At 70.9% G+C, this 22,833-nt stretch carries 22 protein-coding genes; 14 read left to right on the top strand and 8 right to left on the bottom strand.

The window, feature by feature from the left end:
* Positions 1 to 2: 2 nt before the first annotated feature.
* The 3 genes from rpoD to ACZJYS_RS05840 form a co-directional block, all read right to left on the bottom strand.
* Entirely contained in the window at positions 3 to 1,922 is a 1,920-nt protein-coding gene (gene rpoD / locus ACZJYS_RS05850) for an RNA polymerase sigma factor RpoD (protein ID WP_379649246.1), read from the bottom strand.
* Between the two features lie 201 nt (positions 1,923 to 2,123).
* Positions 2,124 to 3,968, bottom strand: coding sequence for a DNA primase (dnaG, locus tag ACZJYS_RS05845; RefSeq protein ID WP_493176426.1), 1,845 nt, complete (start codon positions 3,966 to 3,968; stop codon positions 2,124 to 2,126).
* Positions 3,969 to 4,018: 50 nt separating this feature from the next.
* The gene (locus ACZJYS_RS05840; RefSeq protein ID WP_493176425.1) at positions 4,019 to 4,477 is read right to left on the bottom strand and encodes a GatB/YqeY domain-containing protein; all 459 of its coding nucleotides are present in this window, start codon (positions 4,475 to 4,477) and stop codon (positions 4,019 to 4,021) included.
* Between the two features lie 139 nt (positions 4,478 to 4,616).
* Here ACZJYS_RS05840 and carA point away from each other — a divergent pair, with 139 nt between their 5' ends.
* The 6 genes from carA to ACZJYS_RS05810 all read left to right on the top strand — a co-directional run bounded on the left by carA (position 4,617) and on the right by ACZJYS_RS05810 (position 12,605).
* Positions 4,617 to 6,014 (top strand): glutamine-hydrolyzing carbamoyl-phosphate synthase small subunit, encoded by a 1,398-nt coding sequence (gene carA / locus ACZJYS_RS05835; protein ID WP_493176424.1) that lies wholly within the window; start codon positions 4,617 to 4,619, stop codon positions 6,012 to 6,014.
* A gap of 29 nt (positions 6,015 to 6,043) precedes the next feature.
* Positions 6,044 to 6,802, top strand: a complete 759-nt coding sequence (locus ACZJYS_RS05830; RefSeq protein ID WP_493176423.1) for an SDR family NAD(P)-dependent oxidoreductase — start codon at positions 6,044 to 6,046, stop codon at positions 6,800 to 6,802.
* A gap of 42 nt (positions 6,803 to 6,844) precedes the next feature.
* Positions 6,845 to 7,477, top strand: a complete 633-nt coding sequence (locus tag ACZJYS_RS05825; protein ID WP_109516118.1) for a LysE family translocator — start codon at positions 6,845 to 6,847, stop codon at positions 7,475 to 7,477.
* Positions 7,478 to 7,488: 11 nt separating this feature from the next.
* Positions 7,489 to 10,731 carry a carbamoyl-phosphate synthase large subunit gene (gene carB / locus ACZJYS_RS05820; protein ID WP_109516119.1) on the top strand — a complete coding sequence of 1,081 codons (3,243 nt, stop codon included), beginning with the start codon at positions 7,489 to 7,491 and terminating at the stop codon, positions 10,729 to 10,731.
* Between the two features lie 147 nt (positions 10,732 to 10,878).
* Entirely contained in the window at positions 10,879 to 11,352 is a 474-nt protein-coding gene (gene greA / locus ACZJYS_RS05815; RefSeq protein ID WP_109516120.1) for a transcription elongation factor GreA, read from the top strand.
* Positions 11,353 to 11,354: 2 nt separating this feature from the next.
* Complete coding sequence (locus ACZJYS_RS05810) at positions 11,355 to 12,605, top strand: threonine ammonia-lyase (RefSeq protein WP_245906174.1); 1,251 nt, start codon at positions 11,355 to 11,357, stop codon at positions 12,603 to 12,605.
* Positions 12,606 to 12,652: 47 nt separating this feature from the next.
* Here the strand turns inward: ACZJYS_RS05810 and ACZJYS_RS05805 are convergent, their stop codons facing one another.
* On the bottom strand, positions 12,653 to 13,135 hold the full coding sequence (locus ACZJYS_RS05805; protein ID WP_109516121.1) for an Lrp/AsnC family transcriptional regulator: 483 nt from the start codon (positions 13,133 to 13,135) through the stop codon (positions 12,653 to 12,655).
* 137 nt (positions 13,136 to 13,272) lie between these two features.
* Here ACZJYS_RS05805 and trxB point away from each other — a divergent pair, with 137 nt between their 5' ends.
* The 7 genes from trxB to ACZJYS_RS05770 all read left to right on the top strand — a co-directional run bounded on the left by trxB (position 13,273) and on the right by ACZJYS_RS05770 (position 19,032).
* Entirely contained in the window at positions 13,273 to 14,253 is a 981-nt protein-coding gene (gene trxB, locus ACZJYS_RS05800) for a thioredoxin-disulfide reductase (RefSeq protein ID WP_109516122.1), read from the top strand.
* A gap of 6 nt (positions 14,254 to 14,259) precedes the next feature.
* Positions 14,260 to 15,153, top strand: a complete 894-nt coding sequence (locus ACZJYS_RS05795) for a LysR family transcriptional regulator (protein WP_379649259.1) — start codon at positions 14,260 to 14,262, stop codon at positions 15,151 to 15,153.
* A gap of 285 nt (positions 15,154 to 15,438) precedes the next feature.
* Positions 15,439 to 15,807 carry a hypothetical protein gene (locus ACZJYS_RS05790; RefSeq protein WP_109516124.1) on the top strand — a complete coding sequence of 123 codons (369 nt, stop codon included), beginning with the start codon at positions 15,439 to 15,441 and terminating at the stop codon, positions 15,805 to 15,807.
* Between the two features lie 101 nt (positions 15,808 to 15,908).
* On the top strand, positions 15,909 to 16,910 hold the full coding sequence (locus tag ACZJYS_RS05785; RefSeq protein ID WP_109516125.1) for a tripartite tricarboxylate transporter substrate binding protein: 1,002 nt from the start codon (positions 15,909 to 15,911) through the stop codon (positions 16,908 to 16,910).
* Between the two features lie 47 nt (positions 16,911 to 16,957).
* Positions 16,958 to 17,737 (top strand): siderophore-iron reductase FhuF, encoded by a 780-nt coding sequence (gene fhuF / locus ACZJYS_RS05780; protein ID WP_493176420.1) that lies wholly within the window; start codon positions 16,958 to 16,960, stop codon positions 17,735 to 17,737.
* Between the two features lie 62 nt (positions 17,738 to 17,799).
* The gene (locus ACZJYS_RS05775; protein WP_109516127.1) at positions 17,800 to 18,126 is read left to right on the top strand and encodes a multidrug DMT transporter permease; all 327 of its coding nucleotides are present in this window, start codon (positions 17,800 to 17,802) and stop codon (positions 18,124 to 18,126) included.
* A 24-nt stretch (positions 18,127 to 18,150) separates the two neighbouring features.
* Complete coding sequence (locus tag ACZJYS_RS05770; protein WP_493176419.1) at positions 18,151 to 19,032, top strand: alpha/beta fold hydrolase; 882 nt, start codon at positions 18,151 to 18,153, stop codon at positions 19,030 to 19,032.
* Positions 19,033 to 19,086: 54 nt separating this feature from the next.
* On the opposite strand, the gene ACZJYS_RS05765 is transcribed toward ACZJYS_RS05770, so the two are convergent.
* The 4 genes from ACZJYS_RS05765 to ACZJYS_RS05750 all read right to left on the bottom strand — a co-directional run bounded on the left by ACZJYS_RS05765 (position 19,087) and on the right by ACZJYS_RS05750 (position 22,520).
* A complete protein-coding gene (locus ACZJYS_RS05765) occupies positions 19,087 to 19,674 on the bottom strand; it encodes a type 1 glutamine amidotransferase domain-containing protein (RefSeq protein ID WP_379633372.1) in 588 nt (195 codons plus the stop codon).
* 82 nt (positions 19,675 to 19,756) lie between these two features.
* Positions 19,757 to 20,257, bottom strand: coding sequence for a DinB family protein (locus ACZJYS_RS05760; protein ID WP_493176417.1), 501 nt, complete (start codon positions 20,255 to 20,257; stop codon positions 19,757 to 19,759).
* Positions 20,258 to 20,319: 62 nt separating this feature from the next.
* Positions 20,320 to 21,324, bottom strand: a complete 1,005-nt coding sequence (locus tag ACZJYS_RS05755; RefSeq protein WP_245906177.1) for a GNAT family N-acetyltransferase — start codon at positions 21,322 to 21,324, stop codon at positions 20,320 to 20,322.
* The gene (locus ACZJYS_RS05750; protein WP_493176415.1) at positions 21,321 to 22,520 is read right to left on the bottom strand and encodes a pyridoxal phosphate-dependent aminotransferase; all 1,200 of its coding nucleotides are present in this window, start codon (positions 22,518 to 22,520) and stop codon (positions 21,321 to 21,323) included. The genes ACZJYS_RS05755 and ACZJYS_RS05750 overlap by 4 nt, the downstream gene beginning before the upstream one ends.
* Positions 22,521 to 22,671: 151 nt before the next feature.
* Here ACZJYS_RS05750 and ACZJYS_RS05745 point away from each other — a divergent pair.
* Positions 22,672 to 22,833: alcohol dehydrogenase catalytic domain-containing protein (locus tag ACZJYS_RS05745; RefSeq protein ID WP_493176454.1), on the top strand; the 162-nt coding region annotated here is incomplete at its 3' end.

Here is a 22,833-nt window from a genome sequence, read left to right as displayed (position 1 = left end):
CCTCAATTGTCTAGGAAGGAGCGCAGCTTGCGGCTGCGGCTCGGGTGCTTGAGCTTGCGCAGCGCCTTGGCCTCGATCTGGCGGATGCGCTCGCGCGTCACGTTGAACTGCTGGCCGACCTCCTCCAGCGTGTGGTCGGTGTTCATGCCGATGCCGAAGCGCATGCGCAGCACCCGCTCCTCGCGCGGGGTGAGCGAGGAGAGCACGCGGGTGGTGGCCTCGCGCAGGTTGGTCTGGATGGCGGCGTCGAGCGGGATGATCGCCGCCTTGTCCTCGATGAAGTCGCCGAGGTGGCTGTCCTCCTCGTCGCCGATCGGCGTCTCGAGGCTGATCGGCTCCTTGGCGATCTTCAGCACCTTGCGCACCTTCTCGAGCGGCATACCGAGCTTCTCGGCCAGCTCCTCGGGCTGCGGCTCGCGGCCGATCTCGTGCAGCATCTGGCGGCTGGTGCGCACCAGCTTGTTGATCGTCTCGATCATGTGCACGGGGATGCGGATGGTCCGCGCCTGGTCGGCGATCGAGCGGGTGATGGCCTGGCGGATCCACCAGGTGGCGTAGGTGCTGAACTTGTAGCCGCGGCGGTACTCGAACTTATCGACCGCCTTCATCAGGCCGATATTGCCCTCCTGGATCAGGTCCAGGAACTGCAGGCCGCGGTTGGTGTATTTCTTGGCGATGGAGATGACGAGGCGGAGATTGGCCTCGATCATCTCCTTCTTCGCCTGGGTCATGTCGCGCTCGCCGCGCGAGACGGTGGAATAGACCCGCTTGAACTCGCCCACCGGCAGGCCGGTGACGGCAGCGGTGTTGCCGATCTGGTTGCGGATCTGCTCCACCTCGTCGCGCGAGCGCTCGGCGAAGGTCTTCCACGCCTTGCCCGGCAGGGTGGCCACGCGGTCGAACCAGGCCGGGTCGATCTCGGCGCCGCGCCACTGGGTCAGGAAGTCGTCGCGCTTCACCTTGCTGGCCTCGGCGAGGCGCAGGATCTGCCCCTCATAGCCGGTGATGCGGCGGTTCAGCCCCTTGAGCTGGTCGACCAGCTCCTCGATGCGGTTGTTGTGGAGCTGCACCTTCTCGACCAGCGTCACCAGCTCCTGGCGCAGCTTCTCATAGGTCGCCTCGGTGCGGGTGGCGAACTCCTCGCCCGCCGTGTAGGCCTCCATGCGCTTGTTCTGCAGCTTCTGCAGGCGGCCATACATCTCCTCGATCTGCTCGAAGGTGGCCAGCGCCTCGGGCTTCAGCTTCTCCTCGAGCGCCGAGAGGGAGAGGCCCATCCCCTCGCCCTCCTCGCCATCCTCGAACTCCTCCTCGGCGGCGGGGGGGACGTCGGGGCTGTCGGCGGCGGCGGTCGCCTCGAGGTCGATCACGTCGCGCAGCAGCATGCGGCCTTCCTTGACCGCGTCGTGCCAGGTGAGGATGGCCTGGAAGGTCAGCGGGCTCTCGCAGAGCCCGCCGATCATCATGTCCCGCCCCGCCTCGATGCGCTTGGCGATGGCGATCTCGCCCTCGCGCGAGAGCAGCTCGACGCTGCCCATCTCGCGCAGGTACATGCGGACGGGGTCGTCGGTGCGGCCGAGGCTCTCCTCGTCGACGTTGCCGCCGCTCTCCTCCTCCTCCTCCTCCTCGGCCCCCTCGGCCTTGGCGGCGGGCTTGGCGGCGCCCTCGGTGTCCTCGGTCTCCTCGGCCTCGACCACGTTGACGCCGAGCTCGCTCAGCATCGCCATGGTGTCCTCGATCAGTTCCGAGGACACCTGGCTGTCGGGCAAGGCCTGGTTCAGCTCGTCATAGGTGACGTAGCCCCGTTCCTTGCCCCGCGCGACCAGCTTCTTGACCGCTGCCGACAGGGTGTCGAGCAGCGCGCCCTCCACCGCCTCGTCGCGGTTCTCGACCGTGTCGGTGCCGTTCGCGACCTTGCTCGCCATGCCGATCCGCTCCGTCTGACTCAGCCCGGCCCGCAGTGTAGGCCGGGAAGCCTCGCTTTGGTCCTAACGGCCCCGCCCCGGGTGAACGGAGAGAGGGGGCCAACGCCGCGCCCGCATGAACGCCACGAAACGGGGCCATAACGCCCCGTGACAGGGCAACACAAGAGCGGGTCGCGGAATGGCGCCCGGCGGGCGCGCCACTCACCCGCCCTCATTCTCCTCCTCCATCTCGCCGCGGCGCTGGGCGGCGAGCAATTCGTTGAGCCGGATCAGCCGCGTCTGCGCGGCCGCGCTGCCGGTGGCGGCAAGGTCCCGCACCGCCGCCTCGCGCTCCAGCAGCAGCGCCGCCTCGCCACGGAAGCGGCCGAAGAAGTACCACCATTGCTGCGTCACCAGCTGCGGCAGGGCCGCCTCCTTCGCCGCCGCGGGCAGCATGCGCGGCGACTGGCGCAGCCAGGCCAGGCCGTCAGGGTCCATTTTTTCGAGGTGGTCGGCGAGCGCCGCCGCTTCAAGGCGCTCCGTCCCGCCGTGCCAGCCCAGCATGGCCTGCTGCAACCGGCGCGCCATGCCCTCGGGCAGCTCCAGGCTGGCCAGCGCCTCCTCCACCTCGCCGAGCAGCCAGGGATGGGCCAGGGTGATGGCCAGCAGGCAGCGCGCCTGCTCCTGCCGCACCTGCGCGGGGTCGATGCCGGGGCGCGGCAGGTTCAGGGCGGGGGCCGGGGGCCGGGCACCGCGCCCGCCCGCCCCGCCGCGCGGCGACCAGGGCTGGCGCGGCGCCGGGGCGGGGCGGCGGTTGCCGGCGAAGAAGCTGTCGAGCAGGGCGCGGCGGTATTCGCCGGCCAGGAACTTGTCGGGGATCTTGCCGGCCGCGTCCTCGAGGTCGTGGCGCAGCGCGGCGCGCGCCTCGGGCGTGCCGCCGGGGTGCTTCTCGGCCAGCATGCCATACAGCACCGCCGAGAGCGGGCGGGCCGCCTCCAGCAGGGTGCGGAAGGCGCCGGAGCCGCCCTTGGCCACCAGCGTGTCCGGGTCCTCGCCCGCCGGCAGGGTGACGAAGCCCAGGCTGCGCTCGGGCGAGAGCAGCGGCAGCGCCAGCTCGGCGGCGCGGGCGGCGGCGCGCAGGCCGGCCTTGTCGCCGTCGAAGCAGAGCAGCGGCTGCGGCGCCATGCGCCACAGCTCGGCCAGCTGCTCCTCCGTCAGCGCCGTGCCGAGCGGGGCCACGGCGCCGCCGAACCCCGCCTGGTGCAGGGCGATGACGTCCATGTAGCCCTCCACCACCACCACGGGCGCGCCCTTGAAGGCGGCCTCGCGCGCCAGGTCGGCGCCGTAGAGGTTGCGGCGCTTGGAGAACAGCTCGGTCTCCGGGCCGTTGACGTATTTGGGCTGCGCATCCCCCAGCACCCGGCCGCCGAAGGAGACGATGCGGCCGCGCCGGTCGCGGATCGGGAACATCACCCGGTTGAAATAGAGGTCGGCCGGGGGCGCGTCCCCCTCCCCCGCCCGCATCAGCCCGGCCTCGACGAGCTGCGGCGGCTCGATGCCGAGCGGCTTCAGGTCGGCCGCCAGCGTGCCGCGCCCGCCGCCGGACCAGCCGAGGCCGAACTTGCGGATGGTCTCCTCCGAGAGGCCGCGGCGCAGCAGGTAGTCCAGCCCCGCCCGGCCCTCCGGCAGCCGCAGCCGGCGCTGGAAGGCCTCGGCGGCGGCCTGCATCACGCCGTGCAGGTCGCGCCGCTTCTCCTCACGCCGGGCCTGCTGCGGGGTGGCCTTGGGCACCTCCAGCCCCGCCTCGCCGGCCAGCCGCTCCACCGCCTCGGGGAAGCTCGCCCCCTGGCTCTGCATGACATAGGCGATGGCATCGCCATGCGCGCCACAGCCGAAGCAGTGGTAGTGGTCGTCATAGACGTAGAAGGAGGGCGACTTCTCGCCGTGGAAGGGGCAGCAGCCGCGCCATTGCCGCCCGGCGCGCGTCAGCTTTACGCTGCGGCCGATCAGCGGCGCCAGCGGCGTGCGCAGGCGCAGCTCCTCCAGGAAGTTGGGCGGCAGGGACATGCCGCCCTACCTAAGCCATGCCGCGGCGCCGCGCCACGGCGGGCGCGGCCTCAGCCGTTCAGCGCCGCCTTCACCATCGGGCCGGCCTTGGCCATGTCCAGCGTCGCGGCGTGCTTCGCCTTCAGCACCGCCATCACCTTGCCCATGTCCTTCACCGAGCTGGCGCCGCTCTCGGCCACCGCCTCGGCCACGGCGGCCTGCATGGCGGCCTCGTCCATCTGTTGCGGCAGGAAGGATTCGATCACGGCGATCTCGGCGCCTTCCTTCTCCGCCAGCTCCGGCCGGTTGCCCTGGGTGTACATCTCGACGCTCTCGCGGCGGGACTTCACCATCGAGCGCAGCATGGCCACGATCTGCTCCTCCGGCACCTGATCGACGCCCGAGGGGCGGGCGGCGATGTCGGTGTCCTTCAGCTTGGCCATGATCATGCGGATGGTGGAGGTGCGGGCCGCGTCCTTGGCCAGCATGGCCACCTTCAATTCCTGGGTGAAGCGTTCGCGCAGGCTCATCGGTCACTCTCCTCTGGGATCGGGCGGGGTATAAAGCCGCTCGGCGCGGCCGGAGCCAGGGGGTAGCCAGGCTGGGAAATTTTTTCCCACTCGCCCGGATTTGGTTGCACTGGGAAATTTCTTCCCACATAAGCCTCCCATGCGGTCTGTGGATGACATCATCGCCCTGATGGGCGGCAGCGAAGCCGTGGCCGAGCGCTGCGGCGTCGGCACCGAGGCGGTGCGGAAGTGGCGCCAGGCGCGCGCCATTCCCGCCAAGCACTGGCCGGCGATCCTCGCCGCCACCGGCCTCTCCCTGGCGGAGCTGGCCGCCGCCCCCACCCCGCAGACCGAACCGAGCCCGGAGACGCGCATGCCCGCTGCCGCCACCCCGACCGACGATCAGCAGCCCCCCGCCGGCGCCACCGCCGCCCTGGTGCTGGCCGATGGCACGGTCTTCTGGGGCGTGGGCTTCGGCGCCCACACCGCCAGCGTCGGCGAGATCTGCTTCAACACCGGCATGACGGGCTATCAGGAGACCCTGACCGACCCCTCCTATGCCGGGCAGATCATCACCTTCACCTTCCCGCATATCGGCAATGTGGGCGCCAATGCCGAGGATGTGGAGAGCATCACCCCCGCCGCGCGCGGCCTGGTGGTGAAGCTCGACCTGACCGAGCCGGCCAACTACCGCGCCACCCGGCACCTCGACGACTGGCTGAAGAGCCACGGCATCCCCGGCATCGCCGGCATCGACACCCGCGCGCTCACCGCCCGCATCCGCGACGGCGGCGCGCCGAACGGCGTGCTGGCCCACCCGCAGGATGGCCGCTTCGACATCCCCGCGCTGCGCGCCCAGGCCGCCGGATGGCCGGGGCTGGAGGGCATGGATCTGGCCAAGGAGGTCTCCTGCCGCCAGTCCTATGCCTGGACCGAGGGGCTGTGGTCCTGGGGCGAGGGCTACAACGTGGCGCCGGCGCGCAAGCACAAGGTGGTCGCGGTCGATTACGGCGCCAAGCGCAACATCCTGCGCTGCCTGGCCGATGCCGGCTGCGAGGTGACCGTGCTGCCCGCCACCGCCACCGCCGAGGACATCCTCTCGCACAAGCCGGATGGCGTGTTCCTCTCGAATGGCCCCGGCGACCCGGCGGCGACGGGCGCCTACGCGGTGCCCGCCATCCGCGGCGTGCTGGATGCCGGCACGCCGGTGTTCGGCATCTGCCTCGGCCACCAGCTGCTGGCGCTGGCGCTGGGCGGCCGCACCTTCAAGCTGGACCGCGGCCATCGCGGCGCCAACCAGCCGGTGAAGGACCTGGCCACCGGCCGCGTCGAGATCACCAGCCAGAACCACGGCTTCGCGGTGGACGACAAGTCGCTGCCGGAGACGGTGAAGATCACCCATGTCTCGCTGTTCGACGGCTCGAACGAGGGCATCGCCGCCACCGACCGCCCGGCCTTCTCGGTGCAGTACCACCCGGAGGCCAGCCCCGGCCCGTCGGACAGCCACTATCTCTTCCACCGCTTTGTCGAGATGATCGAGAAGCACAAGGCGGCCTGAGCCGCCGGCCAGAACAGGGGAGACAGGGCATGGCTGGAATGTTCGACCTGACGGGGCGCGTGGCGCTGGTCACCGGCGGCAATGGCGGCATCGGCCTCGGCATGGCGCGCGGCCTGGCCGCCTGCGGCGCGCGCATCGTCATCGCCGGCCGCAGCGCGGAGAAGAACGCCGCCGCCGCCGCCGAGCTGCGCCGCGACACCATGACCATCCAGGCCGACCTGACGGACCCCGCCGTGCCGGAGTCGCTGGTAGCGGCCGTGCTGACCCGGCATGATCGGCTCGACATCCTGGTGAACAACGCCGGCACCAACATCCGCAAGGCTCCGCACATGGTGACGGACGAGGAGTGGATGACGGTGCTGGACACCAACCTGACCGGCGTGATGCGCCTGACCCGCGCCGCCTACCCGGCGCTGAAGGCGAGCGGCCATGGCCGCGTCATCAACATCGGCTCCATGCTCTCCATCTTCGGCGTCTCCTTCTCCCCGGCCTATGGGGCGAGCAAGGGCGCGGTGGTGCAGTACACCAAGTCCCTCGCCGCCGCCTGGAGCGCCGATGGCATCACCGCCAACGCCGTCCTGCCCGGCTGGATCGACACCGACCTGACCCGCAAGGCGCGGCAGGACGTGCCGACCCTGAACGACGCCGTCATCGCCCGCAGCCCCAGCAAGCGCTGGGGCGACCCGAAGGATTTCGGCGGCATCGCCGCCTTCCTCGCCAGCGACGAGGCCGCCTTCATCACCGGCACCGCCATCCCGGTCGATGGCGGCTTCTCGATCCAGGGCTGAGGCCATGGGCGCGGCGCCGGTTCCTGCCGCGGGGATGGGCTGATGCCCTCGCTCGCGGCGCTCCTGGCCTTCGCCGCGCTCTCCGTGGGGCTGGCGGTTACGCCGGGGCCGAACATGCTCTACCTCGCCTCCCGCACCCTGGCGCAGGGGCGGCAGGCGGGTCTGGTCTCGCTGGCCGGCTGCCAGGCGGGCATGGCGCTGATCATGCTGGCCGCCGCGGCCGGCGTCACCGCGGCCCTGCTGGCGGTGCCCTATGCCTATGACGTGCTGCGCCTGGGCGGCGCCGCCTATCTCGGCTGGATGGCCTGGCAGACGCTGCGCCCCGGCGGCGCCTCGGTGTTCGAGCCGCGCGCCCTGCCGCCGGAGCCGCCGGCCCGGCTGTTCGCCGTGGGCGCCGCCACGGCGCTGCTGAACCCGAAGGTGGCGCTGTTCTACGTGGCGGTGCTGCCGCCCTTCATCGACCCCGCCCGCGGCAGCGTGCTGGCGCAGGGCGTCATCCTGGGCAGCGTGCAGGTGCTGATCGGCGCGCTGTTCGACATCCTCCTGGTGCTGGGCGCCGGGGGCATCTCCACCTTCCTGGCCAGGCGTCCCCTCTGGCTGGCCGCGCAGCGCTATGTGCTGGGCGGCGCGCTGGGGCTGATCGCCGTCAAACTCGCCACCGACTCCCGCCGATAAGGGCCCTCCCGATGCCGAAGCGTACAGACATCAAGTCCATCCTGATCATCGGGGCCGGCCCCATCGTCATCGGCCAGGCCTGCGAGTTCGACTATTCGGGCGCGCAGGCCTGCAAGGCGCTGCGGGCGGAGGGCTACCGGGTGATCCTGGTGAACTCCAACCCCGCGACCATCATGACCGACCCGGGCCTGGCGGACGCCACCTATATCGAGCCGATCACGGTCGAGATGGTGGAGAAGATCATCGCCAAGGAGCGCCCGGACGCGCTGCTGCCGACCATGGGCGGCCAGACGGCGCTGAACACCTCCCTCAAGCTGGCCGAGGCCGGCGTGCTGGAGAAGTATGGCTGCGAGCTGATCGGCGCCAAGGCCGAGGTGATCGACAAGGCCGAGGACCGGCTGAAGTTCCGCGACGCGATGACCAAGATCGGCATCGAGAGCCCGCGCAGCCACATCGCCCACACGATGGAGGAGGCGCGCGCCGGGCTGGAGCTGGTGAAGCTCCCCTGCGTCATCCGCCCCTCCTTCACGCTGGGCGGGACGGGCGGCGGCATCGCCTACAACCGCGAGGAGTTCGAGCAGATCGTCTCCGCCGGCCTCTCCGCCTCGATGACCAACGAGGTGCTGATCGAGGAGAGCGTGCTGGGCTGGAAGGAGTACGAGATGGAGGTGGTCCGCGACACCGCGGACAACTGCATCATCGTCTGCTCCATCGAGAACCTGGACCCGATGGGCGTGCACACCGGTGACTCGGTCACGGTGGCGCCGGCGCTGACGCTGACCGACAAAGAGTACCAGCGCATGCGCGATGCCTCCATCGCCTGCCTGCGCGAGATCGGCGTCGATACCGGCGGCTCCAACGTGCAGTTCGGCATCAACCCGGTGGATGGCCGCATGGTCGTCATCGAGATGAACCCGCGCGTCTCCCGCTCCTCGGCGCTGGCCTCGAAGGCGACGGGCTTCCCGATCGCCAAGATCGCCGCCAAGCTCGCCGTCGGCTACACGCTGGACGAGCTGAAGAACGACATCACCATGGTGACGCCGGCCAGCTTCGAGCCGACCATCGACTACGTCGTCATCAAGATTCCCCGCTTCACGTTTGAGAAGTTCCCCGGCACGCCGGCGACGCTGACCACCTCGATGAAGTCGGTGGGCGAGGCGATGGCGATCGGCCGCTCCTTCAACGAGGCGCTGCAGAAGGGCCTGCGCAGCCTGGAGACCGGCCTGTCGGGCCTCGACGATATCGCCATGGCCGACAACAGCCGCGAGGCGCATATCGCCTCGCTCGCCACGCCGAAGCCGGACCGCGTGCTGAACGTGGCGCAGGCGCTGCGCGCCGGCCTGACGGTGGAGGAGATCCACGAGGCCTGCCGCTTCGAGCCGTGGTTCATCCGCGAGATCGAGAAGATCGTCCGCGCCGAGGAGGGCGTCCGCGCCGAGGGGCTGCCGCAGGACGCGCACGGGCTGCGCCGGCTGAAGGCGATGGGCTTCTCCGACAAGCGCCTCGGCGTGCTGAGCGGCCAGAGCGAGGCGGCGGTGATGCAGCACCGCCTCGGCCTCGGCGTGCTGCCGGTGTTCAAGCGCATCGACACCTGCGCCGCCGAGTTCGCCTCCGACACGCCCTACATGTACTCGACCTACGAGGGCGGCTTCGGCACCCCCGCCTGCGAGAGCCGGCCGACGGACCGCAAGAAGATCGTCATCCTCGGCGGCGGGCCGAACCGCATCGGCCAGGGCATCGAGTTCGACTATTGCTGCGTCCATGCCTGCTACGCGCTGCGCGAAGCCGGCTTCGAGACCATCATGGTCAACTGCAACCCCGAGACCGTCTCCACCGACTACGACACCTCGGACCGCCTCTACTTCGAGCCGCTGACGGCCGAGGACGTGATCTCCCTGATCCGCAAGGAGCAGGAGAAGGGCGAGGTGCTGGGCTGCATCGTGCAGTATGGCGGGCAGACGCCGCTGAAGCTCTCCCAGGCGCTGCACAAGGCGGGCATCCCGATCCTCGGCACCTCCGCCGAGGCCATCGACATCGCCGAGGACCGCGAGCGCTTCCAGCAGCTTCTCAAGGGCCTCGGCCTGCAGCAGCCGCAGAACGGCATCGTCCGCACGCTGGACGAAGCGGTGGTCGAGGCCGAGCGCATCGGCTACCCCGTGGTGGTGCGCCCCTCCTACGTGCTGGGCGGCCGCGCCATGGAGATCGCCTACAACCGCGAGCAGCTGCTGCGCTTCGGCCAGGAGGCGGTGATCGTCTCCGGCGAGAACCCGATCCTGATCGACCAGTACCTGCAGGACGCCATCGAGGTGGATGTGGACTGCATCGCCGACGAGGACGGGCAGGTCTATGTCGCCGGCGTCATGGAGCACATCGAGGAGGCGGGCATCCATTCGGGCGACAGCGCCTGCTCGCTGCCGCCCTACTCCCTCCCCCCCTCGGTGGTGACCGAGCTGAAGGCGGAGACGGAGGCGATGGCCAAGGCCCTGAAGGTGAAGGGCCTGATGAACGTGCAGTACGCGGTGAAGGACGGCGAGATCTTCGTCCTCGAGGTCAACCCGCGCGCCTCGCGCACGGCGCCCTTCGTGGCCAAGGCCACCGGCGTGCCGATCGCCAAGATCGGCGCCCGCGTCATGGCCGGCGCGAAGCTCTCCGAGTTCAAGCTCGACGACGAGGCGGTGAACCGGCACGTCGCGGTGAAGGAGGCGGTGTTCCCCTTCAACCGCTTCCCCAATGTCGATGTCATCCTCGGGCCGGAGATGAAGTCCACCGGCGAGGTGATGGGGCTCGACGCCTCCTTCGAGCGCGCCTTCGCCAAGGCGCAGCTCGGCGCCGGCGTGAAGCTGCCGCTGGAGGGCGCCGCCTTCGTCTCGGTGAAGGACACCGACAAGAAGGGGGCCATCTCCTTCGTCCGCCGCCTGTCCGACATGGGCTTCCGCATCCTGGCCACGCGCGGCACCGCCGCGGCGCTGCGCGAGGCGGGGCTCGCCGTGACGGTGGTGAACAAGGTGATGGAAGGCCGCCCGCATTGCGTGGACGCCATCCGCAATGGCGAGATCCAGCTCGTCATCAACACCACCGGCACCGGCCAGGCGGTGGCGGACAGCTTCGACATCCGCCGCGGCGCGCTGACCCATGGGGTGCCGCACTACACCACCATGGCCGGCGCCCGCGCCGCGGTGCACGCCATCGCCGCGCTGAAGGCCGGAACTCTTGAAGTGGCGCCCCTACAGGCTTACTTTCCTCCTTCGTTCTGAAGGGCGGGGCGGGGCAGGCTGCAAGGCCCGTCCCGCCCGATCCATGTTTCCCGCCAATGGCATCCGCAGGGGCAACCGCCCTGGGGTGCCGGAAGGCCGCCGGGTCCTGCCCGGCGGCCGTTGCCGCGTATGAAGGAAAGATCTGCCGTGCAGAAATTCCCGATGACCGCCGAAGGTCTCGCCCGACTTGAGGAGGAATTGCGGCATCTGAAATCGGAGGAGCGTCCCGCGGTGATCCGCGCGATCGCCGAGGCCCGCGAGCATGGCGACCTGTCCGAGAACGCCGAGTACCATGCCGCGCGCGAGCGCCAGTCCTTCGTCGAGGGCCGCATCGCCGAGCTGGAGAGCATCGTCCCCTCCGCCGAGGTGATCGACGTCTCGAAATTCTCCGGTGACCAGGTGCGCTTCGGCGCCACCGTCACGGTCATCGACGAGGAGAGCGAGGAGGAGAAGACCTACCGGATCGTCGGCCAGTACGAGGCGGACACCAAGCAGGGCTCCATCTCCATCTCTTCGCCGCTGGCCAAGGCGCTGCTCGGCAAGAAGCTCGGCGACTCCGTCGAGGTGCCGGCCCCCGGTGGCGCGCGCGCCTACGAGATCGCCAAGGTCCGCTTCGTCTGACCATGCCGAGCCGCAGCCTGCCGGGCATGACGCTCGACCTGCCCGCGCCCGGCCTTGTCACCCTGGCCGATGTGCGGGAGGCCGCCACCCGCATCCAGGGCGCGGTGCTGCGCACGCCCATGGTGCCGGCCCCCGTCATCGGCCGCGCCGCGGGCTGCGAGGTGTGGCTGAAGCTGGACAACCTCCAGGCCACCGGCGCCTTCAAGGAGCGCGGTGCCGCCAACCGGCTGGCGCTGCTGACGGCGCGGGAGAAGGCCACCGGCGTCATCGCCATGTCGGCCGGCAACCACGCCCAGGCGGTGGCCCGCCATGCCAGCCTGCTCGGCATACGCGCCACCATCGTCATGCCGCGCTTCACGCCCGCCACCAAGGTGGTGCGGACCGAGAGCTGGGGCGCCACCGTGGTGCTGCATGGCGAGACCCTGGCCGAGGCTGCGGCGCACGCCCATGCGCTGGCGCTGCGCGAGGGGCTGACCTTCATCCATCCCTATGACGACCCGGGCGTGATGGCCGGCCAGGGCACCATGGCGATCGAGATGATCGAGGACGCGCCGGGGCTGGACACGCTGGTCTTTCCCGTCGGCGGCGGCGGGCTGCTGGCCGGCTGCGCCGCCGCGGCGCTGGAGCTGAACCCCGGCCTCACCGTCTATGGCGTCGAGGTGGAAGGCTACCCGGCCATGGCGCAGCGCCTGGCCGGGCAGCCCGTGGCGGTCGGCGGGCCCACCATCGCCGAGGGCATCGCCGTGCGCGATGTGGGCGAGGCCCCCTATGCGCTGCTCAGGAGTCTCGGCATCGAGGTGCTGGTGGTGCCGGAGCGGGCGGTGGAACAGGGCGTGGCCCTGCTGGCCGAGGGCGCCAAGGTGGTGGCCGAGGGCGCCGGCGCGGCCGGCGTCGCGGCGCTGCTGGCGCATCCGGGGCGCTTCGCCGGCCGCAAGGTCGGCACCCCGGTCTGCGGCGGCAACATCGATGCCCGGGCGCTCTCCAACGTGCTGCTGCGGCAGTTGCTGCGGGATGGCCGCATCCTGCGCCTGCATTTCGACATCCCCGACCGCCCCGGCGTGCTGGCTGACATCTCGAAGCGCATCTCGGATGCGGGCGGCAACGTCATCGAGGTGAAGCACCAGCAGCTCTTCGGCGCGCCCACGGTGCAGTCCACCGAACTGGAGCTGATGATCGAGGTGCGCGACGCCGCACAGGGCAATGCCATCATCGCCGCGATGGAAGCCGCCAACTACGTGGTGCGGCGGGGTTGAGGGCGCGCGGGGGAGGCAGGCCCTCCCCCGCCTCGCCATACGCTTCCTTATTTCACGTCCAGCGGCACGCCGGGCACTTCCTTGGCGGTGTGGATGGTCTGCAGCGTCGTCACCCGCCCCACATTCGGCGCGGCGGTCAGGCGGTTGGTCAGGGCGTTCTCATGCGCCGTGTCGCGCGCCACCAGCCGCAGCAGGAAATCGCCTCCGCCACGGATCATGTGGCATTCCCGCACCTCCGGCCAGGTGGTCACCTCCGCCTCGAAGGCGGAGAGGATGGCGTGCTTCTGGCTCTCCAGCCCCACCACCGCGAAGAAGGTGATCTGCCAGCCCAGCGCCACGGGGTCGATGTCGGCGTGGTAGCCGCGGATGATGCCGCCCTCCTCCAGCCGGCGCACCCGGCGCAGGCAGGGCGGCGCGGAGAGCTCCACCCGCCGGGCCAGCTCCACATTGGTCATCCGGCCATCGGCCTGAAGTTCCGCGAGGATCTGGCGGTCTACCGCATCCAGGTTGTCGATCGTTTCAGGCTTCATCGGAACCGTTTCGTTGCTCGAGCGGCGTTTCAGGCGCAATATCCTTGCACGAGCCCTTCTATTCAAGGCATCGGGTTGCGGGGAAACGGGTTCTTTCCGATATCCTGCGACAACAGAGCGATTCCGGGACCAAGCCCTTGTCTGAACTGCACCGCACCCGCCTTCTGATCCTCGGGGCCGGCCCCGCCGGCTACACGGCGGCCATCTACGCCGCCCGCGCCGGGCTGGAGCCGCTGATCGTGGCCGGCATGCAGCCGGGCGGGCAGCTCACCATCACCACCGAGGTCGAGAACTATCCCGGATTCGCCGCCCCCATCCAGGGCCCCTGGCTGATGGAGCAGATGCGCGAGCAGGCCGAGCATGTCGGCGCCCGCATCCACCACGACCTGATCACCGCCGTCGACTTCGCCGCCGGCCCGCCCTTCCGCTGCACCGGCGATTCGGGCGACAGCTACGAGGCCGAGGCCGTGGTCATCGCCACCGGCGCCCAGGCCAAGTGGCTGGGCATCCCGGGCGAGAAGGAGCTTTCCGGCTTCGGCGTCTCGGCCTGCGCCACCTGCGACGGCTTCTTCTACCGCAACAAGGACGTCGCGGTGATCGGCGGCGGCAACTCCGCGGTGGAGGAAGCGCTTTACCTCTCCAACCTGGCGCGGCACGTGACGCTGATTCACCGCCGCGACACGCTACGGGCGGAGCGGATCCTGCAGAAGCGGCTGATGGCCAAGAGCAACGTGACGATCCTCTGGAACACGCTGACCGAGCAGGTCCTGGCGGAGACCGGGGGGCGCACGCCCGTGGCACGCGGCCTCGCCCTGCGCGACCGCGACACCGGCCAGGCGCGGGAACTGGCGGTGGATGGCGTCTTCGTCGCCATCGGCCACGCCCCGGCCACGAGCCTGTTCAAGGGACAGCTGGACATGGATGCGGAAGGATATCTGGTGACGGCCCCTGATTCGACGCGGACCAGCCGGGCAGGCATCTTCGCCGCCGGCGATGTGCAGGATCGTGTCTACCGCCAGGCGGTGACGGCCGCCGGCACCGGCTGCATGGCGGCGCTGGAGGCGGAGAAGTTCCTCGCCGAGCGCGAGGACGCCGCCGCCACCGCCGAAGCCGCCTGACCCGCCATGCCGCTCGATTGGGACAAGCTCCGGGTCTTCCACGCCGTCGCCGAGGCGGGCAGCTTCACCCATGCGGGTGAGTCGCTGAACCTCAGCCAGTCGGCCGTCTCGCGCCAGATCCAGGCGCTGGAGGAGGCGCTGCAGGTGCCCCTCTTCCACCGCCATGCGCGCGGCCTGATCCTGACGGAGCAGGGCGAGACGCTGAACCGCACCGTGCGGGAGGTCTTCGCCAAGCTGGCGATGACCGAGGCGCTGCTGACCGAGAGCCGGGAACGCGCCGCAGGCCGGCTGAAGGTGACCACCACCACCGGCTTCGGCACCACCTGGCTGGCACCGCGCCTGCGCCGCTTCATGGGCCTGCACAGCGACGTGACGGTGACGCTGCTGCTGGACGACGCCGATCTCGACCTCGCCATGCGCGAGGCGGATGTCGCCATCCGCATGCACCCGCCGAAGCAGCCGGACCTGATCCAGCGGCATGTCGCCACCTTCGGCTGGAAGGTGGTGGGCTCGCCGGAATACCTGAAGCAGGCCGGCATCCCGCAGAGGGCCGAGGATCTCGATGCCCACCGGCTGATCGTCTATGGCGATTACCGGCCACCGGTGGAGAGCATCAACTGGCTGCTGGAAGCCGGGCGCCGCCCCGGAAGCCCGCGCCGCGCGGCGGTGGAGGTGAACAGCCTGCCCGCCATGCTGCACGCCGTGCGCTCCGGCCTCGGCCTCGCCGCCCTGCCAGACTACATGGGCGACGACCTGCGCGACCTCATTCCGGTGCTGGGCGACCTCAAGGCGCCGCGCATCGACGCCTATTTCGTCTATCCGGAAGAGATGCGGCATTCCAAGCGTGTCGGCGTGTTCCGCGACTTCCTGGTGTCCGAACTGGCCAGCCTCAACGGCTGAGGGAGGACGCGAAAACTTCATCATGCGCGGAACGCATGGCGGAGTGGCGATATTCGACCTACGCGCATGCTGCGACGCACATTAGGGTCTCTTCATCCGGCGACTAGGTCGGAAAGGGTCTCTGACCCTTCGTCTCCCAGACGTGAAGCCTCCCTGTATGACTGGCCTGGAAAACTCTGTTTTCCGGGCCTCTTTTTTTGGCTTCCCGCTTTCGGTGACGTTGGCCTTTCCCCATGCGGCCAGGAAGGGTATCGACCCTGGCTTGGCAGAGAGGGGAAAGCCGGCATGGGCCGCAAGCGTTCCAAGAGCATCCCGAACACCCGCGCTCCTCGTCTGGCCGGCCCGTCCTCGGCGCCACCTCAGGGAGCGGCCGCACAGGGTGAGGTCGAGCGTCTGCGGCAGGAGCTGGAGGAGGCCCGCGCCCTGCTGCGCGAGATCAGCCAGGGGCCGGAGGGCGAGAGGAGCCGGGTGGCGCGCCGCCTCGCCACGCTGGAGGAGGAACGGCAGATCGCCCGCGGCCACGCGGTGGAGGCCGCCCTCGCCCGTTCCCGCGCGGAGGCCGAGCTGAAGGCGTTGCGCGACGCCATCCACAAGGCACCGGGCCTGCAGGGCTGGCTGCTGCGGCGCGCCAGCCGCCACCTGCTGAAAGGCTGAGGCACGCGGTCTTTCCCGAGTCTGTCTTCGTTACCGGCTTGCCCGGCGGCTGTCCTGCGGCAGAGTGGGGCGGCAACGAACGACAGACAGGGGAAACGTCCATGCCCAGCAGCTTCACACCCGGCCTCCCGCGCCGCCAGGCGCTCACGCTAGGCGCGGCGGGCCTCGCCGCTCTGGCGCCCGGTGGCGGGGCCCGGGCCGAGGCCTGGCCGGCCCGGCCCATCCGCATCGTCGTGCCCTATGCGCCGGGCGGCACCACCGACATCGCCGCCCGCCTGGTCGGCGAGCAGCTTTCCCGCCGCCTCGGCCAGCCGGTCGTCATCGAGAACCGCCCCGGCGCCAACAGCATCCTGGGCGCCGGGGTCGTCGCCAGCAGCCCGCCCGATGGCTATTCCTTCGTCATGGTGATCGGCGCACACGCCGCCAACGCCACGCTGTTCAAGGGCCGCCTGCCCTTCGACCCCGTGGCGGATTTCGCCCCCGTCTCGCATGTCGTCTCGGCGCCGCTGATCCTGGCCGGCAGCGGGAAGATGCGGCCCCGCACCCTGCCCGAGCTCCTGGCCGAGGCGAAGGCCAAGCCGGGAGCGCTGAACTTCGGCTCCAGCGGCATCGGCGCGGCGGCGCACCTGACGATGGAGGATCTGCAGGCGCGCACTGGCACCCGGCTGGTGCATGTGCCCTATCGCGGCACCCAGCCGGCGCTGCAGGACCTGATCGCCGGCAACATCAGCGCCATGTTCGACACCTACTCGACCCTGCGGCCGCAATTCGAGGCCGGCAACGCCCGCCCGCTCGCCATCGCCAGCGCCGCCCGCCCGCCCTTCGCGCCGGACATCCCGACCTTCGCCGAAGCCGGCGTGCCGGATTTCGTCTCCTCCACCTGGTGCCTGCTGCTGGCGCCGGCCCGCACGCCGCCCGAGATCGTGCGCCGCGTCTCGACCGAGATCGCCGCCATCGTGCGGGAGCCGGCCACCGTGCGGAACCTGGAAGGCATGGGCTTCGAGACGGTGGGTGGCACGCCGGAGGAGGCGGGCCGCTTCCTGGAGGCCGAGATCGCGCGCTGGGCGGCGGTGATCCGCGCCGCCAATGTGCAGGTGGAGTAGCGCGGGGCCGGCGGCGGGGCCAATTGCCCCGCCGCCGCGGAAATTGGATGCGAACGCTTCTCATCCGCGCTATGCAGGGGCGCATGACGCCTTTCCCCTTCCTCACCGGCCCCCTGACCCGCGCCGGCGCAGGGCTGGTGCCGCTGGGCACGCCGGGCCCTTCGCTGCCGCTGGCCACGCTGATGGCGCCCGGCGGCGTGGAGGCGATCCTGGCGCCGCTGCTGCGCCGCCAGCCGGGGCAGGACCGGCGTGCCCTGCTCTCGCTGTGGAGCCGGCACTATTTCTACACCCTGATCCCGCCGGTGGTGCTGACGCTGCTGCTGGCGCATCGCAGCCTGCCGCTGGGGCCGCAGGGCGGGGCGGTGATGTTGACCGAGCAGGGCATGCCCGCCGCCATCGCCCTGCCCGATGCCGGGCGCGAGGCGCCGCCCCCGGCCGACGCCTTCGCCCGCTTCGCGCCGCTGGTGCAGGAGCATCTGGCGCCGCTGATCGCGCATTGGGCGGCCGAGGCGCGGCTGGCGCCCCGGGTGCTCTGGGCCAACGCCGCCAGCTACTTCGCCTGGATCGTGCGGGAGGCCGCCACCGCCGAGGGCGCGCCGCCCGGCAGCGCGGCGCCAGGCCAGGCCGTCATCGAGGCCACGCACTGGCCAGATGGCTCGGCCAACCCGCTGCACGAGCCGATGCGCCTGCTGGAAGGGCCGGAGGGGCCGCAGCACTGGCGCAAGGTCTGCTGCCTGCTCTACCGCCTGCCGGAACGCCAGGAATGCCCCTACTGCCCGCTGCTGCTGCGCGGCGGCGACAGGAAATCCTGCGGCGGCGCAGGCTGAGCTCAGGCAGGCCCATCTTTGCGGCTTGGCAAGGGGCGCCGGCTTGGCTACCCGGCTGAGGCATGGACACCTTCATTCCCGCGCTGCTGCTGCTCTCGGGCGGTGCCTTCATCCACACCCGCTCCAACGTGCCGGAGCTGCGCCCGGCCTCCGACGCGGCCGACACGATCTGGAAGCTCCTGGCCAGGCTGGCCTTCTTCCTGTGGATCGGCCTGCTGGTGTGGGGCATCTACATGCGGCCGCTGACCACCGCCGCGGTGGGCTTCGGGCTGTCGCTGGTCTTCAACCTGCTGCTGGCCAGCCGTGGCCCCCGCAGCATCTGGCCGGGCCTGTCCATGGGCTTCTGCGCGGCGGGGCTGGCGCTCGGCGTCTATACCGTGCTGGGCTGAGCCCTCCGGAGAGGAGGAAACGGCATGATCTTCGAGGGATTCGTCCTGGAGGAACGCGACGTCGCGGGCCAGACGCTGCGCCTGCGCCGGGGGGGCGAGGGCCCGCCCCTGCTGCTGCTGCACGGCAACCCGCAGACCCATGCCATGTGGCACCGTGTCGCGCCCCTTCTGGCCGAGCGCCACACGGTGATCTGCCCGGACCTGCGCGGCTACGGCTTCTCCGGCAAGCCGGGACCGACCCCCGACCATGCGCCCTACGCCAAGCGCGCCATGGCAGCCGACATGCTGGGGCTGATGCGCGGCCTCGGCCATGAGCGCTTCCGCGTGCTGGCGCATGACCGCGGCGCCCGCGTGGCGCACCGGCTGGCGCTGGACGCGCCAGAGGCGGTGGAGCGCCTCGCCCTGCTCGACATCGTGCCGACGATCGAGCATTTCGAGCGCACCGACATGGCCTTCGCGCTCGGCTACTACCACTGGTTCTTCCTGGCGCAGAAGCACGACCTGCCGGAGCGCATGATCCTGCGCGATGTCGAGGACTGGTTCGACCTGCAGACCTCGCGCGAGCCGAAGGACAAGGGCTTCTTCCACCCCGAGGCGCGTGCCGACTACCTCGCCGCGCTGCGCCGGCCCGGCACCGTCACCGCCATCTGCGAGGATTACCGCGCCGCCGCCACCATCGACCTGGAGCATGACCGCGCCAGCCGCGCGGCGGGGGAGAAGATCCGCTGCCCGCTGATGGTGCTGTGGGGCGAGAAGGGGAAGATCGGCCAGTGGTACCAGCCGTTGGAGCTGTGGCAGGGCTATGCCGCCGGGCCGGTCAGCGGCGGGCCGGTGCGGAGCGGCCACTACCTCGCCGAGGAGGCGCCGGAGGCGGTGCTCGCGGCGGTCGGGCCGTTCCTGCGCTGAGGACGTGAAAAGGGCCGGGGGATGCCTCCCCCGGCCCGGTCTCGCACAGGCCGTTCAGGCGGCGCGGCGGGGGCCGTGGTCGCCCTCGCGCACCTCCTCGATGATCTTCGCGACGAAGGCATCGAGATCCTCGGGCGAGCGGCTGGTGACGATGCCCTGGTCGGTCACCACCTCCTGGTCCAGCCAGTTGGCGCCGGCATTCTGCACATCGGTCTTGATCGAGGCGAAGGAGGTCATCTTGCGGCCCTTCGCCAGCCCGGCCTCCACCAGGATCCACGGGCCATGGCAGATCGAGGCCACCACCTTGCCCTTGGCGGCGAAGTCCCGCACCAGGCTGATGACGGCGGGGTTCACGCGCAGCTGGTCCGGGTTCAGCACGCCGCCGGGCAGCACGATGGCGTCGTAGTCATCGGCGGCGGCCTCCTCCAGCTTGCGGTCCACCGGCACCTTGCGGCCCCAGTCCTCCGGCTGCTTCTGGCCGTCCCAGGCGACGATGCTGCCGGGCTCGCGGGTCTTGCCGGGCGCGGCCACATGCACGGTGGCGCCGGCGGCGCGCAGCTTCTCCAGCGGCACGAACAGCTCGGATTCCTCGAAGCCGTCCGTGGCGAGAATCAGGATCTTGCTCTGCTGAATGTCAGGCATGTCGTGGTCTCCCTTGCGTGTCGCGGGGAGAACACGGAAGGCGCGGGGGAGTTTTCGCCCCCCCCTGCCCGCTTTGCGCGGGTCAGGGCAGCACGAGGAACAGGTCGGTATCCCCGGTCCGGGCACCCTCGGCCGTCAGCAGGGCGTGGGCCTGGCCGCGATGGTGTGTCTGGTGGTTGAAGAAATGCACCACCAGCAGGGCCATGGGCCGGGTCACCTCGCGGCCGGCGGCGCCGCTGTACCAGGTGAGGTCGCCCGCCAGCCGCGCCGCGTCCAGCCCCGCCGCCCAGGCCTCGATGCGTGCGTCGAGCGCCACGCGGGCGGCGGCCAGCGCGGCGAAGTCACGAATCATGCCGGCGCTCTCGGGCAGCTTCACCGGCGGCGGCGGCCCGCCATCGAAGCGGCTCATCCACTGCATGTCGCCCCAGACCAGATGGCAGAGCGTGCCATGCAGCGAGCCGAAGAAGGCGCCGCGCGGGCGTGTCCGCGCCGCCTCGTCCAGCCCGGAGGCGGCGGCGTAGAAGCGGCGGTTCATCTCGCTGTTGTAGGCCGCCATGGCGCGGCAGTATTCGGGCGTGATCATTCCGCGAGCGTAGGACAAGGGCGGGCGGGCCGGAAGGGGTGCGCCCCCTTCCGGCCCGGCCCTCAGAGCGTGCGGTAGAGCAGCAGCTGGTCGGTCAGTGCGCCCGTGGCATCGCGCGAGAAGCCCGGGATGCGCCCCGCCGCCACCCAGCCCCGGCTGCGGCACAGCGCCTCGGCCGCCGCGCCGGCGCGGATGTCGAGCGTCAGCAGCGAGCGGCCGATGCCGCGCGCCGCCTGCTCCACCCGCTGCATCAGCGCCCGGCCGATGCCGCGCCGGCGGAAATCCGGATGCACCAGGAGCTGCTCCACCACGGCGCGGTGCGCCTGGTCCTGCGGCATGGCGAGGTTGAGCTGCACCGTGCCGGCCACCCGCCCCTCCTGCCAGGCCACCAGCAGCAGCTTGTTGCCCAGCGCCGCCTCGCCCGAGACGCGCCGCCAGAAGGCGCGCGCCGTCTCGAGGGAGAGCGGCGGCAGGTGGCCGGTGGCGGCGCCATCGGCCACGCAGGCCACCAGCATCTCGGCCAGGCTGCGCTCGGCGCTGGCGGCGGCGGCGGCGTCCAGCGCCTCCACCGCCAGCCCCACCAGCGGCTTGGCGTAGCGGAATTCCAGCGATTTCGAGATGTCGTCGAGGATGCGGATGGAGCCGGAGCGGACATAGCCGCGCTTCTCGTAGAAGCGGTGCGCCGCCTCGAAGCGGGTGTCCGTCCAGAGCACGATCCGCTGCGCGCCCTGGGCGCGGGCATGCTCCTCCGCGCCGCCGAGCAGGGCATGGGCGAGGCCGGTGCCGCGCTGCGCCTTCTCGACATACATCTTGCAGATCTCCCAGGCGCGGTCGGAGCCGAGCGGCCGCGTGGCCACCATGCCCACCACGCGCCCCGCCGCCTCCGCCGCCCAGAGCGCGCCGCCGGCCGCCGCGAAGTAGCTGGCGAGCGCCCGCAGCTCGGGCACCTCGCCATCCACGTCGAGGATGCAGTTCGGGTACTCGCCCCAGGCATCGCCGACGAGGCGGATGAAATCCGCCGCGTCCGCGTCCCGCCCGGCGCGCAGCGTGAAGCCGGCGCCGCTCACGCCAGCTCCCGGCAGAACTCCTGGATGCGCGCGCAGGCCTCGCGCAGGCTTTCCGTGTCGGTGGCGTAGGAGATGCGCAGATAGGGGCTCATGCCGTAGGCCGTGCCCTGCACCGTGGCCACCAGCTTCTCCTCCAGCAGGGCCAGGGCGAAGTCGGTGTCGTTCTCCAGCCTGCGGCCGCCCTTGCTGGTCTTGCCGATGCAGCCGGCGATGTCGGGGTAGACGTAGAAGGCGCCCTCGGGCTTGTGGCAGACCATGCCGGGGGCCTGGTTCAGCATCTCCACCACCAGATCGCGCCGCTCGCGGTAGATGGCGGCACGCTCGGCGACCAGATCCTGCGGCCCTTCCAGCGCGGCCACGGCGGCGGCCTGGCTGATGGTGCTGATGCCGCTGGTGAGCTGGCCCTGCATGTTGGTCATCGCCTTGATCAGCGGCTTCGGGCCGCCGGCGAAGCCGACGCGCCAGCCGGTCATGGCATAGGTCTTGGAGGTGCCGTTGACCGTCAGCACCCGGTCCTTCAGCCGCGGCTCGACATCGGCGATGGTGCAGAAGCCGCCCTCATAGACGAGGTGCTCGTACATGTCGTCGGTCAGGATCCAGACATGCGGGTGCTTCAGCATCACCGCCGCGATCGCCTGCATCTCCGCGCGGGAGCAGGCGGCGCCGGTCGGGTTGTTCGGGAAGTTCAGGAACAGCCACTTGGTCTTCGGCGTGATGGCCGCGTCCAGATCCTCCGGGCGCAGCTTGAAGCCGTTGTTCTGCGGGCAGTTGACGAAGGTGGGCGTGGCCGTCGCCAGCTTCGCCATGTCGGCGTAGCTGACCCAGTAGGGGGCGGGGATCAGCACCTCGTCGCCCTGGTCGCAGGTGGCGAGCAGCGCGTCCATGATGATCTGCTTGCCGCCATTGGCGACGATGATCTCGTCCAGCGCGTAGTCGAGGTTGTTGTCGCGCTTGAACTTCTTCTGCACCGCCTTCTTCAGCGCCGGCGTGCCGTCGGTCGGCGGGTACTTGGTGTCGCCGGAGAGCGCCGCCTGGTGCGCCGCCTCGATGGCATGGGCGGGGGTGGCGAAGTCGGGCTCGCCGGCGGCGAGGCTGATCACCTTCTTGCCTTCGGCGGCCAGCGCCCGGGCACGGGTGCCCATGACAACGGAGGCGGAGACGGCAATGTCGTTCAGACGACCGGCGAGGGCGGGCATGGCTGGGATGATCTCCGACATGTCAGGCGAACAAGGGGGCGCAGCCTAGGCCCGGCCGCGCCGCGCGCCAAGGTGGCGCGCGCTTGATGCAGCGCAAGGCGCCCTGCCGCCCCGCCCCCTAGCGTGCCGCGCGCAGCAGAAGGATTGGCAGATGGCCAGGATGATGCGGGCCGCCGTGGCGCGGCAATTCGGCGCCCCCCTGACGATCGAGGAGGTGCCGGTGCCCGAGCCCGGGCCCGGCGAGGTGCTGGTCCGCCTCGCCGCCACCGGCGTCTGCCACACGGACCTGCACGCGGTGAAGGGGGATTGGCCG

Source organism: Roseomonas sp. TS2 (genome assembly GCF_058833935.1).
The sequence above is the reverse complement of the archived record's forward strand: the minus strand, read 5'-3'. Positions and strand labels throughout refer to the sequence as shown.

What these genes read in the sequence shown, in the direction of transcription:
- rpoD (WP_379649246.1), bottom strand. Translation starts at nt 1,922, where the DNA reads ATGGCGAGCAAGGTCGCGAACGGCACCGACACGGTCGAGAACCGCGAC.
- dnaG (WP_493176426.1), bottom strand. Translation starts at nt 3,968, where the DNA reads ATGTCCCTGCCGCCCAACTTCCTGGAGGAGCTGCGCCTGCGCACGCCG.
- ACZJYS_RS05840 (WP_493176425.1), bottom strand. Translation starts at nt 4,477, where the DNA reads ATGAGCCTGCGCGAACGCTTCACCCAGGAATTGAAGGTGGCCATGCTG.
- carA (WP_493176424.1), top strand. Translation starts at nt 4,617, where the DNA reads ATGCGGTCTGTGGATGACATCATCGCCCTGATGGGCGGCAGCGAAGCC.
- ACZJYS_RS05830 (WP_493176423.1), top strand. Translation starts at nt 6,044, where the DNA reads ATGGCTGGAATGTTCGACCTGACGGGGCGCGTGGCGCTGGTCACCGGC.
- ACZJYS_RS05825 (WP_109516118.1), top strand. Translation starts at nt 6,845, where the DNA reads ATGCCCTCGCTCGCGGCGCTCCTGGCCTTCGCCGCGCTCTCCGTGGGG.
- carB (WP_109516119.1), top strand. Translation starts at nt 7,489, where the DNA reads ATGCCGAAGCGTACAGACATCAAGTCCATCCTGATCATCGGGGCCGGC.
- ACZJYS_RS05810 (WP_245906174.1), top strand. Translation starts at nt 11,355, where the DNA reads ATGCCGAGCCGCAGCCTGCCGGGCATGACGCTCGACCTGCCCGCGCCC.
- ACZJYS_RS05805 (WP_109516121.1), bottom strand. Translation starts at nt 13,135, where the DNA reads ATGAAGCCTGAAACGATCGACAACCTGGATGCGGTAGACCGCCAGATC.
- ACZJYS_RS05795 (WP_379649259.1), top strand. Translation starts at nt 14,260, where the DNA reads ATGCCGCTCGATTGGGACAAGCTCCGGGTCTTCCACGCCGTCGCCGAG.
- ACZJYS_RS05790 (WP_109516124.1), top strand. Translation starts at nt 15,439, where the DNA reads ATGGGCCGCAAGCGTTCCAAGAGCATCCCGAACACCCGCGCTCCTCGT.
- ACZJYS_RS05785 (WP_109516125.1), top strand. Translation starts at nt 15,909, where the DNA reads ATGCCCAGCAGCTTCACACCCGGCCTCCCGCGCCGCCAGGCGCTCACG.
- fhuF (WP_493176420.1), top strand. Translation starts at nt 16,958, where the DNA reads ATGCGAACGCTTCTCATCCGCGCTATGCAGGGGCGCATGACGCCTTTC.
- ACZJYS_RS05775 (WP_109516127.1), top strand. Translation starts at nt 17,800, where the DNA reads ATGGACACCTTCATTCCCGCGCTGCTGCTGCTCTCGGGCGGTGCCTTC.
- ACZJYS_RS05770 (WP_493176419.1), top strand. Translation starts at nt 18,151, where the DNA reads ATGATCTTCGAGGGATTCGTCCTGGAGGAACGCGACGTCGCGGGCCAG.
- ACZJYS_RS05765 (WP_379633372.1), bottom strand. Translation starts at nt 19,674, where the DNA reads ATGCCTGACATTCAGCAGAGCAAGATCCTGATTCTCGCCACGGACGGC.
- ACZJYS_RS05760 (WP_493176417.1), bottom strand. Translation starts at nt 20,257, where the DNA reads ATGATCACGCCCGAATACTGCCGCGCCATGGCGGCCTACAACAGCGAG.
- ACZJYS_RS05750 (WP_493176415.1), bottom strand. Translation starts at nt 22,520, where the DNA reads ATGCCCGCCCTCGCCGGTCGTCTGAACGACATTGCCGTCTCCGCCTCC.